Source organism: Sporosarcina sp. JAI121 (assembly GCF_013408665.1).
Classification (GTDB): domain Bacteria; phylum Bacillota; class Bacilli; order Bacillales_A; family Planococcaceae; genus Sporosarcina.
Map to the genome: position 1 here is coordinate 755,330 of NZ_JACCCL010000001.1, position 13,032 is coordinate 768,361.

Sequence of the window (13,032 nt, forward strand, 5' to 3'; positions counted from 1 at the left end):
CGATGGGCTCTACATTCATGGGACTGGAAACAAATAAACGCGGCCTGTTCACACAGCAATCCGCGCTCTATACAACAGGACACAACATCAGTAATGCCAACACGCTCGGGTACTCGCGCCAACGTGTCAACATGGAAGCGACAGGCGGATTCCCCGGCGTCGGTCTAAGCGCCGGCACAATGCCTGGATTCCTCGGAACAGGCGTCCAAGCGGGCTCTATCCAACGTATCCGTGACGGCTTTGTCGACCAGCAATACAGACAGGAATCCAACAAACTGGGCTACTGGGAATCTCAAACAAAAGCGATCGCTCAAATGGAAGACGTCCTGAACGAGCCTTCCGCATACGGACTGCAGAAATCACTCAGTGAATTCTGGCAATCCTTGCAGGATCTCGCCGTCAACCCTGAAAACGGCGGCGCACGCTCAGTCGTCGTACAGCGCGGTCAAGCAGTTGCAGACTCATTCAACTACATGCATAAATCATTGACGGAAATCCAGACGAACCTTGGAAAAGAAATCAGCGTCGCAACGGGCGATGTCAACTCTATCTTGAAACAGATTTCGGAGTTGAATGCACAAATCAAACAAGTAGAACCGAACGGCTATATGCCGAATGATCTGTACGATGCGCGAGATACGCTGCTTGATGAATTATCCACATATTTCCCGATTGAAACGGAAAACAAGCCATCAGGCGGACGGGCTTTGGCGATGGCTGAAGGTTCGGTCACGGTTACGATGAAAATCGGTGGTCAATCAGTGGTGCTGGTCGAAGGTAGCAAAGCTGCAACCTTGAAGACAAACCCCGACAATCTCATTAAAACCGAGGATGACGGTAATGTAACAAATTTACCTATTATCGGTTTTGCAGTACAAACTGCCGATGGACAAGCACTGGAACTCGACCACAAAGATTTCTTATCGACAGGTAAAATGAAATCCTTAATGGAATCTTATGGGACAGCAGACGGTAAAGGAATCTATCCGGACATGCTAGCAAAACTCGATCAAATGGCGAATGCTTTTGCTGAAGAGTTTAATAAAGTTCACGGTCTTGGTTTCCCATTAACGAGTGAAGTAATTGCCAATCCAGATACTGCTTTCTTTGAAGGCTCAGGAGCGGCCGGCATAAAAGTGAAACAAGAAATCATCGACAATCCTAGTCTACTCCGAGCTTCTACAGGAGAAGGCGAAGAAGGCAACGGTAAAAACGCCAAATTACTTGCTGATGTCCAATCAAAAGGATTAGAAGGTATCAACGGGGCAACCGTTGAATCATTCTTCCAAGGAATAATCGGTCAACTAGGTGTCGACGGTCAACAAGCCGAACGAATGGCATTCAATACGCAAACGTTAAAAGGCGCAGTCGAACACCGCCGTGCATCCATCAGTTCCGTCTCACTCGATGAAGAAATGACGGACATGATCAGATTCCAACAAGCCTATAACGCATCCGCCCGCATGATCACCGTCGTCGATGAAACCCTCGACAAAATCATCAACGGCATGGGCCGAGCAGGAATGTAAGAAAGGAGCAATTAGTTATATGCGCGTAACACAATCAATGCTTTCGAATAACATGCTCCGGAACCTTTCCACGAGCTACAATAAAATGGGCAAACTCCAAGAACAGCTCAATACAGGAAAAAAAGTAAACCGCCCATCAGACGATCCCGTCGTAGCCATGAAAGGCATGGCTTACCGCACACAAGTGGATAAAGTTGCCCAGTACCAACGTAACCTGGGTGAAGTCAACAACTACCTGGATAGCTCGGACGATGCGCTTGATAAAGTCGGACAGGCGATGCACCGTGCGAAGGAACTTGTTACAAATGCGGCAAACGGTACATTATCACCTGAAGATAAAGAAAAGATTCAGAGTGAACTTGATCAGCTACGCGAGCATATTCAAGACATGGCGAATACAAAAGTGGGAGATAAGTATATTTTCAGTGGCACGAAAACTGCCACTCCTCTTTATGATAAAGAAAATAAAACATATCCGAATATAGATCCGGATAACCCATCAGCCTTTGAGAAAAGCGTTGATATCGAAGTTTTTGACGGCGTCACAATGAATGTAAATGCAAACGTGTTAAATCTATTTAAAGAAATTGATGACATGTTCGACGTATTTAATGCAGACACAGACTTCAGCGCTGCAATCGCAAAAGTCGACGCCAACATGGACAAAGTACTTACAACACGCGCAGACATCGGCGCACGCCAAAACCGAGTCGAAATGATGGGTAACCGTTTGGATTCTCAAGAAGCCTCTGCAAAAAAACAAATGAGTGAAAACGAAGATATCGACTACGAAAAAGCCATCACCGAAATGCTCACACAAGAGTCAATCCACCGTGCAGCACTTTCAGTCGGCTCACGTATTATCCAGCCATCACTAGTAGACTTTTTACGATAAAATAGAAAAACGATCTTTCCATAGGGAAGATCGTTTTTTCAAAGGATGAGAAAAATGAACATCCCACAACTACAAGTAACGACAACAAAAGCACTTCTAGGGCTGACCACCCAAAAACCAACACAAGAAATAGAGCAACCACGTGCAACACTAGATATCCAACAACCACAAGCAGAAATGACTATGCAAACAAGAAAGTCTAGGCTATCGATTGATACAACGCAAGCCCGTGCCGATATGGACTTAAAAAGTTCCGCCCAACGTACAGAAGAAGTTGCCCAGTATGCCCAATCAGAAGTCTCCAATGGAATCGCTCGCCGCGCACAAGATGGCAATGAACTCATGAGAATTGAAAATGGCGGAAGTCCAATTCAGACATTTGCCGAAAGAGCACTCCGGCAGCCCTATAGCAGTTTAAACGTCAAGTTCATCCCGTCCTATGGCAGTGTGAAGGTTTCATTTGAACCTGGCAGTGTGGACATACGAGTAGAGCCTCAAAAGGTCATTAACAAGAGTACAGCGAACAAGCCGATCCATACATATACACCAGGAAAAGTAACCGCGGAGTTACTTCAAAAACCATCGATTCAAATAGATTTTAAAGCTTAACAGAAGGAGAATGAGTATATGAAAATACAATCAACGATTTTAGGGGTAGTAGAAGTATCAGAATCTGAGGTCCTCACTTTTGAAAATGGGCTGCCAGGATTTGAGGATGAAAAGAATTTCGTTTTATTATCCATAGAAGGAAATGAAGTCTATCAAATTCTCCAGTCAATCAATTCCAAAGAAGTAGGCTTTGTAACGGCGAATCCTTACTTATTTACAGACGACTATACTATCGATTTGGATGAATCAACCGTAGAGTCCCTAAATATAGAATCCGAAGAAGACATAATCGTCTTAACAATCGTTACAGTAAAAGAACCCTTCAATGCCTCAACCGTAAACTTAAAAGCACCCGTCATCATCAACACAAAATCCAAAAAAGCAAAACAATGCATTCTGGAAAACATGGAATATCCAATCAGATATTCCATAGAAACCAACATGCAGAAAGACAAGGGGTGACGGAATGCTCGTATTATCTCGAAAAAAAGGCGAATCCATTTGGCTCGGTGATGAAATCGAAATTACCATCAGTGAAATAAAAGGAGACCAAGTCCGAATCGCCATCAACGCTCCCAAAAACGTCCCCATCTTACGCGGTGAACTACTAAAAGAAGTATCAGAATCAAACACTGAAGCCATTAAAATAGATGGTTTCATGGACTTCCTTAAAAACGAAAAAAAATAACCCTTTTCTATTAAACATTCCAAAAGAGAATCCGATAGTACTAGTGTAGCGAGGAAAACGGGGTTCGGCCGACCCGGTCTCTTCGGTATAAAAAATGTGCTCACAAGGACGTGAGCAACATACATTCAAGGAGGAAATTATAATGAGAATTAATCACAACATCGCAGCACTTAACACACACCGTCAGTTGAACAGTGCAACTACTGCACAGTCTAAATCAATGGAGAAATTGGCTTCAGGTCTTCGTATTAACAAAGCTGGGGACGATGCTGCTGGTCTTGCAATTTCTGAAAAAATGCGTGGACAAATTCGTGGGTTGGATCAAGCTAGTAAAAATGCTCAAGATGGAATTTCTATGATTGCGACCGCTGAGGGTGCTTTAAACGAAACACATGATATTCTTCAACGTATGCGTGAACTTTCTGTTCAAGCATCAAATGATACTAATAATACTGATGACCGTGAAGCAATTGGTGATGAGCTATTACAACTTACAAGTGAAATTGACCGTATCGCTAATACTACAGCATTCAATGGAAAAAAATTATTATCTGGGGATTTATCAACTAAAGTAGATGCTGCAAGTACTACTAAAGTTGGTACTGCTGTGGGTGCTACAGTAATTTCTGATATCGATTTATCTGGTGCAAAAGGGTCAGGTGCAACTTATACATTCGATGGCTCTACAGCTGGAAAGTTAAAAATAACTCGTAACGATGGAGTTTCTCAAACTATTAACTCTGCGGCAGCTGCTGGTGAAAAGACTTTTGATTTTTCAGAACTTGGAGTTAAAATTACGTTATCAGGTTCTGATACAGCAACAAACGTTGAAGGTGGACTTAATGCTAAAGTTATCACAACTAAAGCTGCCGATGGTGGAGCAAATTTCTTAATCGGTAGTAATGGTACTTCTGCAGATGAAACTTTAACAGTAACCTTTGCACAAATGGATTCTACTACTTTAGGTAGTGGTGGGTTAAATAATATATCAAATAAAGTTACAGGTGCTGCAGCTTCAATTGTCAGTGATGCTGGTAAAGCTAACGACCTAATTCAAGTCCTTGATGATGCTATTAAAGGTGTTTCCAAACAACGTTCATCTCTAGGGGCAAGTCAAAACCGTTTAGAACACACAATTAACAACTTGAACACATCTTCTGAAAACCTAACTGCTGCGGAATCTCGTATCCGTGACGTTGATTATGCTTTAGCTGCGTAAGCAGTGACAAGCACAGTCGTCCTAGCTGGTAACGGCTAGAGAGTATTATCGGGTGAATTGCTGGAAATCCCTTAGAGCTTTTCTTGCCACAACGTAGTTGGAAACAACAAGCGTGATGGTCCGAAAAAAGAAAAGATTGGGCAATCAGCAGCGAAGCTCCTGTCTCGAAAGAGTGGAGAACGTCCAACGACTAGGATATACCATCTAAGGCTTCGGCTATGATGATGAAATCCATAGGTGAAACAATGTCCATCAGCATTGCGAATCCGAAGCGCCCGACCCCTACTAAGAAATTAGAGGGTGAAGATATAGTCTAGTCATTTATGAAAGTAAATGTTTCGCACGATGGCGAAAGAAATGATGGAACAAACAAAGAACTCAATCCTTTCACAAGCAGCACAAGCAATGTTGGCTCAAGCGAACCAACAACCACAAGGAGTTTTACAACTTCTTCGTTAATATTAGATTATTTGGAAGAGGCTCTAGTTTTTCTAGAGCCTCTTTTATTAGTTAGATTATTATTGAGGAGTGAACAAAGACATGAACGGACTGAGATATGAATTATTTATACGAGGAGCATTTGGTAGTGACGTGGAGCGTGCAGGTGACCCAGCTCAATTAGCGGAATCTGGATTATTTGATATAGCATCAGAGATTAGTAAGGTAAAAGCCGCTACTGTATATGCTATGGTTATTTATAAAAACACTTCTCCAACTAATGTTAGAGAACGCATGGGAGAAGTAATTGATGAAGTTATGCAGGCTACTGATTCTCAACAAATAGACACTATAATTAGAGAGTTTAATTCTCTAAGCGAAAATGGATAAGGGAGCAATAACCTTTAATTATATATTATATTCTTGAGCATACATGTACATGATGTTTGTCAAAACAGGGCTTTTCTCTTCGGAGGGAAGCCCTGTTTTAATTGATTAGGAGGAAATAAAAAGAAGGTACTGGACAAATATAGTGATTTACATCAGCTTAGTGAAAAGAGAATTCCACATGAAGTGAAACGTTACATTGTGCAAGAATGTGTACAGATGTCTTAAACGAATACCTAATTGGTAATGACGATATCGGTAGCATCTTCTTCAAAATGAAGAAAAATAAAATAAAGCTTTTCTAAATTAATCGCACAAAGAAAGGAAAAGGCTATATGAGTGTCAGAAGAAGTGATGGCCCGGTAAAAAAGAAATGAAATGTCCTGTCTTTACCTCTCTTGCCATTTAATAATCAGAAATTACGACCGATATAAGTCTGGAATGGAAATTTTTCCTTTGATTATCATAGAGCAGAAAAATAGGATTTTCATTAAGATAAATTATCGATAATAAATTGATTGAATTCATGAATTCATTTGGTAAATATTTTTTCTTCGAGATAGTTATTGGAACAATCAAAAAATGAATCAGAAAAAATCTTTGAAACTGTAGTAGTCATGGATAGTATCATTTCATCGGAATATAAAACATATTGAAAGAAGAGGTTTCAATTGAAGATTAATCATAACATTCTCTCACTTCGAGCGTTGAACGATATAAATAGGACGTTAAAAAGTAACGCGGACAGTATGAAAAAACTTAGCTCGGGTATGTCAATAAATAAAGCGGCGGATGATGCAGCAGGCTTATCCATAAGTGAAGGAATGCGTGCACAAATTCGTGGGCTTGTTCAAGCAGACCGAAATACACAGGATGCAGTGTCACTTATAGGGACCGCGGAAAGTGTACTTGGAGGAGTTACAGATCTTATACAACGTATGCGTGAATTGACAATTCAATCGCTAAATGACACATTGAATGATTCCGATCGTGCTACAATTCAACAGGAGTTTCGACAATTACAGTTAGCCATCAATCGTTCTCCAAATCGGGCTCAGTGGAGTGGTATGCCTGTCGTTGATATGCATGAAGCGCAGTTCAGCCAAATCGAAGGCAACCATTTCTTTAACGGGGCAGTTCACGTAATTGACGGTTACAATAATGATTTAGAGATTGTAATAGATGGCGTTTCTCGTAGATTGACAATAGCCGAGGGGGAATACGATCCAATTGAAGTGTTAGCAGATTTCCTGGATAATGAATTGATGAAAATAGACCCTAACCTTATTGTTCATGTGACCGAAAATAGGACAATATCGATACAAGCGGAAAATAATAAATCGATTGATTACATAAAAGGGGGGGGTTCTTTCTTATTTTATGAGTACACTCCCGGAAACCCTCCAGGTATGATTATAGGTGTTACAGAATTTAAAGAAGGAGGTACAGTGAAGAGTATAACCGACAAAAGTGACAAGCTTACATTTTTTGTTGGGAGCGACCGAGAATATACAATAAAGTTTCCACCCGGTGATTATTCAAGAGAAGAGACAATTAACGAGATAAACAATCAACTTCAATCTAAGGGTGAAACTGATGTTAAAGCAATGGCTTTTGGTAATGAACGAATCTCTTTAGTTTCAAATAAATACGTGATAACTGGACTTGGCGGCAATATGATAGAAGTCGATGACGTAACATCAGTTTTATATGATAACCGTAAAAAAGGATCGATTTATAAACATCAAGCCGTTGTAAATGGATATGCAGATGTTACAAGTGGAATTGCTATGCAACATGGCGTCAATGACCAGTTACTTATATATATAGAAGGTAAAAAAGTGGATGTACAGTTTTTAAAGCCAAGTGATTCTGAAAGAAAACTTTCCGCAGAAGAAATCGTTCAAACGATCAATGCGGAATTTGAAAAGAACGGTATTAATGCAACCGCTAGGATTAATTCAACTAAACTAGAAATCAGAAGTGATTATTTTGGTTCACAAAGTGAAGCCATCGTAGATAAACAATCATCCGCTTTTGAGGACCTCTTTGTACGTCATTCAACGACATATCAAACTATTAGTACTACCAAAGGGGCGGAAATTAACGCCAGTTTGCGGGGGAATTATGGATTAAGTGATTCAATAATGCTGGATATAGGAAATAACGTACTAACTGGAAAAGTAGATGACATAGATTTTGAATTAATTCTTGATGAAAAAAAGTATTCAAAGGATGAACTTATAATTGCTTTGAATAAACAAGCAACAGAAGAAGGTTTATCTCTAGAATTTACATTGTCTTCATCCACTGTAGCTGGAATGTCAGCAATTGTTGTAAGTCATACCACTACCGGAACAGGTAGTTTTACATTAGATTCTGCATCCTCTATGTTTCCAACCTTGATGAAAGGTATTACGATTACTGAGCCTACCGTTAAACGAGGAACGGAAATTGAGATAAGGCCACCTGAAGGAATTGCAGAACCGCCAACGTACAAATATACACCCGCAACGGCAACAGGAAAATCATCATTAACAGGAATTATCATCACGGGTGAAAATAATAAGATGACATTTAATCTAAATGGGGAAAAGAAGGAAATACTGCTGCTCCAAGGAAACTATACAAAAGCATCTGATTTTCTTGTGGCTCATGAATCAATTTTCTCGAATTTGGGATTGATTGCAAAAGTAGGGACTGGCGATGTACTTGAATTGGAAACAGAAAATAGTGGGAAAGATCAGGTTATCGATTCTTTCGGTGGTAGTTCGCATGATATAGTCATGGGGAAGAGATATGAAACGCTTCCTACAACGGTTACAGCAACTGGTTCTGTGACACATTCAACAGTTCAAGGCATATACAAAATACCTGATGATTACGTCATTGATGAAACAAATAGCCTCTTAACGCTTAGTTACTCTCATGAAGGGGATAGTCATGATATCTCAGTCCAGCTTCTAACAGGGATTTATGCAAAACCGGAATTATTAGTTGCACAATTGGAAATCAATATCAATAATGCATTGGTAGAAAAGGGTCTAACCTCTGATACTATCGAAGTGGAAATGAAAAATGGATCAATTTCACTTAGTGCACGTGAACCTGGTAGCGAATATATAGTCGGCAACTTGGCCGGTAATTTATTTGATGAATTATTTAGAAGACGAGAAACAACGGTAGAGCCCTACGCTGTTAGTAAAGGAACGACAATTGAGTCAACCACGTACATCGCTGGACGAGAAGGTCTGTTAGGTGACAAAGAATTCATTATCCATCCACATGTCAATGATAGATTACTGATAGACTTCCATGTTAATGGTGCAAAGCAAACGTTGGAGTTGAAATTATCTGCTGGAAAGTATAACGGCACAGAACTAATAAATGAATTGAACCATTCACTTTCAGTGGAGTTAAAGGGGATGGGGCATTACCCTGATCTTATTAAGGCGCAAATTGGTGGTATCGACAGCGGTACAAATATAAGTGATTCGGATAAACTTGTATTTAAAGTGAATCGTCAAGATGATGGTCGGAATGATGCGGGGAGTTATATGATTGACGGAATCCGTGGGAATGCGGCATACACTTTTTTCTACCAAGCGCAGGGTGAGCCCGCACCTACCTACACAATTGGCGTAACAGATTTAACTAGTGGGGCAGTTATTGAAGAAGGAAAGAATGACACATTTATCTTTGATGTTGATAATGTGGAAAAGAAGATTGTCCTGCCTCCGGGTAATTATGATGCTGAGACACTACTAGACTTACTGAATACTAGATTAGATAATGCAAAAGCACATGTTGTTGCATCCTATTTTGAAGGTCATCTTAAATTGAGTAGTAAGGAATCGGGACAAATTTCGATTGATGGTATCCGTGGAAATGCTCGAGGAACACTGTTTTTCAAAATGGATACAAGGGGTAATGATCCGGCATGGAACTTCCAAGTAGGAGCAAATGCAGGCGATTCCATTAAGATGGAGAAAGTCCGTATGTCAGCAAAGTTACTTCGTATCAACACGATTATGATCGATAACCCTGAGAGAGCCATAAAAGCCCTCCAAAGATTGGACTCCGCACTTGGCAAGATAAGCAGTGAACGGTCACGAATTGGAGCATTTACAAATCGACTAGGTCATTCGATGAATATTGCACGTCAAACAGCTGAAAACCTAGTAAAAAGTGAATCCCAAATCCGTGACACTGACATTGCGAAAGAATTAATGCAGAAAGTTAAAACAGATATCTTGCTCCAATCCAGTCAGCTTGTATTATCAAAAGCAAATGCAAATCCCCAAGGAGTGTTAGAATTGCTTAAATAGCTTGTTGGAGGGACAGTCACTCGTCCAAACGTGAAAATGTTAGTGACTGACTGGATTCATAGACTTGCGACGGGCATCATATAACGCAGGGAGACAATTTTTGTATGTTGTTATGATTTAGAAAACATCAAATCAAGAACAAAAACCTATGGGGAGAATTTGACTCAAAGGTTTACAACAGGGTGTACCATTAATTGTTAATTTATCTACCTACCTAGACATAAGTAACAGGTAATTGTACAAGACCTCTATTAAAAAATATACTACAATTATATTTATATAAAATGATAATCAGACATCTTAACGGGTGTCTGATTTTTTGTCTTTGTTTCTTCCACACAGACACCGGCACAATTATCTAGACTTAAACGGTGGTGGAAACGGATGCTATGTTACTATTAACATTTCTTTATTTATCCAAAATGAGCACTAATCCAATGTCAGTATTCCAATTAAAAGAAATCTTTCAGTTTCCACTCAAAATCCCTTATCTTTAGCCGATAACAAAGTTAGGTACATTTACTTATTAATTTAGATGGGGTGAAAAGATGGGGTTTTTGAAGGAATTAGGTTCATTTGTAGGGGATGTGGCAGGAGGAGTTGTAGGCGGTACGGTAAATGTAATAGGTGAAATAACGGGAAGTGAATTTATCGAGGAAATTGGGGATGGCATTAAAAAAGCATCTTCATTTGCTGGTGATAAGCTTGGAGAAGCGGCTAGCGGCACATGGGATGTTGCGGCAGGAATAATTACTCAAGACGAGGACCAGTTAAATGCCGGATTGAGTGATATGGGCAAGGCTGTTGGGGATACTGCAAAAGCAGCTGGTCACACAATTTGTAACGTGGTAGAAAATGGTGCAAATGTTGTAGGAGGAGTTGTGGATGGGGACACGGACCGTCTGAAGGACGGTGCCAAAGGATTAGTGAAATTTGGAGTCGTAGGTGTATTGTCATTTGGAGTTATTGATTTAATAGATGGGGCTGATGGTGAATCGCCAGCTGTTAGTTCTGACCACTCCGCAAATATAACAGCAAATGCAGGTTTACCAACGACGGAAAGCGATGTAACGTTGATAGACAATCCAAATAGCCATCATGTTGAGCCACATTGGAGGATTTTACCGAACGGAGATCAGATTTGGGTTGATGGTGATGGGGATACATCAGTACATACGGATGGAGGATGGACACAATCTAATCCGGATTACCGGGTGAAAGCTTAACTTAATAAATTGAGGAAAGTTATTACTTCAGAAATTTTGTTACTGTTGAGACTAAGTTTCGTGTATCTTTCCGCTAGACTATTCAGAAAATACATAGTGATTGTATAACATTGAAAAGGAAATCGGACATCTATATGAATGTCTGAAGTTCTTTTTAATATTTATTCAGATGTGTGGATTGTTCGTCATTATTTTTACATACACCAATCATTAATTTTTGTTAGATGTTATATACTTTATAAAAAGCCCGTTCGTAGGAGGATTATCCTTGAGAATTAATCGTAATATAAGCGGATTGAACGTTTTGAATAAAATGGAGAACATCAATAGACAGGTCAATGGCGGATTGTCAAAGTTATCTTCCGGTTTACGGATTAATAAAGCAGCCGACGATTCTGCCGGTTTAGCAATATCCGAAAAGATGAGAGGACAAATCCGAGGATTAGATCAAGCAGAACAAAATATTCAGCATGGTATTTCGCTTATACAAACCGCGGAGGCGGCGTTGGGCGAAATTGCAAATCCTTATTTAGTACGATTGAGAGAGCTATCTGTACAAGCCGCAAATGATTCATTGACCACTACGGATAGACAAGTTATTCAACAGGAGATAAACCAAATTTTAAATGGCATTGATTAAATTGCAAATGACACGGAATTTAATAAGATAAAACTATTAAATGTTCCTGACGAAGGTTCAATCGAAGAAATTGAACATATCGGCACCACTGAAAAAATTGTAACAGTTAACGAAAAGCAAAGAGTCGCTGGGGGATATATTGAAGTTCCCAATCCTCCAAATCCAAGTACTTTAACCGTAAAATCCTTTTTCGGCACATTATCGGGAAGTGTATGGCCTGATATGAATATAAAAAGTCCAAATGGCGAATGGTTTGGATTTGGCGAAAGTATTTTAAATACAGGGTCCTTTCAAGAGGATACTTCAAATCAGTCATCAACAAAAGCTACATACACAGGCTGGGGTTCAACGGATGAAGAAATGACATTTGCAAATCCGATTAGTGGGAAATGGTACATCGAAATTCGGCATGATGGAGGAGTAGGTCCTTCAACATTCAGTATCAAATCTAATTACTTAATGTATAGTGAGGAACCGACAATAACCACCGAAACAATCAAAGCTGAACCAACCCTAAAATTACAAGTGGGTGCGAATGAGGGGAATACATTTTCAATTGACTTAACCGACGCACGAACTGCTTCTTTAGGGATTGTTGATTTAAACGTCTTATCACACGGTAACGCCAATCATGCTATCACATTAATCGATAAAGCCATTCAACTAGTGTCTTCGGACAGAACGAAGTATGGTGCTTATCAGAATGCTTTAGAGCACATTGGAAATAATGTATCGAATTACAAAATGAATCTAACCGCATCAGAATCACAAGTAAGAGATTTGGATATGTCGAAAGAAATTACTGAGTTAACCAAAAATCAGGTAATCTTACAGGCATCGCAAGCTATGTCGGCACAAGCAAATCAAATTACACATTCGATTTTACAGTTGCTGAAATAGTTGGTAGAACATATTCGGTTTCCTGAAATGGATACATATACAAGCCAATTGCCAAGCGTGGGTGTTGGATTTCTGGTGTTTGGGCAAGTCATAAAACTCCTTTCGAAAGAAACAGGTTATGATAAGATGCTGCTTACGCTTTACGCACGTTACTTGAATATTTAATTGATAGT

General features: G+C 39.8%; 11 protein-coding genes and 1 pseudogene. All 12 read left to right on the forward strand.

The window, feature by feature from the left end:
• Positions 1-2 precede the first annotated feature (2 nt).
• Positions 3-1,529, forward strand: a complete 1,527-nt coding sequence (flgK, locus tag HDC33_RS03505) for a flagellar hook-associated protein FlgK (RefSeq protein ID WP_179391125.1) — start codon at positions 3-5, stop codon at positions 1,527-1,529.
• A 19-nt stretch (positions 1,530-1,548) separates the two neighbouring features.
• On the forward strand, positions 1,549-2,424 hold the full coding sequence (gene flgL / locus HDC33_RS03510; protein WP_179391126.1) for a flagellar hook-associated protein FlgL: 876 nt from the start codon (positions 1,549-1,551) through the stop codon (positions 2,422-2,424).
• 54 nt (positions 2,425-2,478) lie between these two features.
• Positions 2,479-3,033, forward strand: a complete 555-nt coding sequence (locus tag HDC33_RS03515; protein WP_179391127.1) for a DUF6470 family protein — start codon at positions 2,479-2,481, stop codon at positions 3,031-3,033.
• An 18-nt stretch (positions 3,034-3,051) separates the two neighbouring features.
• Entirely contained in the window at positions 3,052-3,495 is a 444-nt protein-coding gene (gene fliW, locus HDC33_RS03520; protein WP_179391128.1) for a flagellar assembly protein FliW, read from the forward strand.
• Between the two features lie 4 nt (positions 3,496-3,499).
• Positions 3,500-3,721: a carbon storage regulator CsrA gene (csrA, locus tag HDC33_RS03525; protein ID WP_179391129.1), complete on the forward strand. Its 222-nt coding sequence runs from the start codon at positions 3,500-3,502 to the stop codon at positions 3,719-3,721.
• Between the two features lie 142 nt (positions 3,722-3,863).
• Positions 3,864-4,940 (forward strand): flagellin N-terminal helical domain-containing protein, encoded by a 1,077-nt coding sequence (locus HDC33_RS03530; RefSeq protein ID WP_179391130.1) that lies wholly within the window; start codon positions 3,864-3,866, stop codon positions 4,938-4,940.
• A gap of 345 nt (positions 4,941-5,285) precedes the next feature.
• Positions 5,286-5,399 (forward strand): annotated as a pseudogene (locus HDC33_RS03535) (flagellin); the annotation flags it as partial.
• Positions 5,400-5,480: 81 nt separating this feature from the next.
• Positions 5,481-5,768 (forward strand): hypothetical protein, encoded by a 288-nt coding sequence (locus HDC33_RS03540; protein WP_179391131.1) that lies wholly within the window; start codon positions 5,481-5,483, stop codon positions 5,766-5,768.
• Between the two features lie 668 nt (positions 5,769-6,436).
• Complete coding sequence (locus HDC33_RS03545) at positions 6,437-10,093, forward strand: flagellin N-terminal helical domain-containing protein (RefSeq protein ID WP_179391132.1); 3,657 nt, start codon at positions 6,437-6,439, stop codon at positions 10,091-10,093.
• Between the two features lie 548 nt (positions 10,094-10,641).
• Complete coding sequence (locus HDC33_RS03550; RefSeq protein ID WP_179391133.1) at positions 10,642-11,319, forward strand: hypothetical protein; 678 nt, start codon at positions 10,642-10,644, stop codon at positions 11,317-11,319.
• A gap of 268 nt (positions 11,320-11,587) precedes the next feature.
• On the forward strand, positions 11,588-11,959 hold the full coding sequence (locus tag HDC33_RS03555) for a flagellin N-terminal helical domain-containing protein (protein WP_179391134.1): 372 nt from the start codon (positions 11,588-11,590) through the stop codon (positions 11,957-11,959).
• A gap of 222 nt (positions 11,960-12,181) precedes the next feature.
• Entirely contained in the window at positions 12,182-12,859 is a 678-nt protein-coding gene (locus HDC33_RS03560; protein WP_179391135.1) for a flagellin, read from the forward strand.
• Positions 12,860-13,032 lie beyond the last annotated feature (173 nt).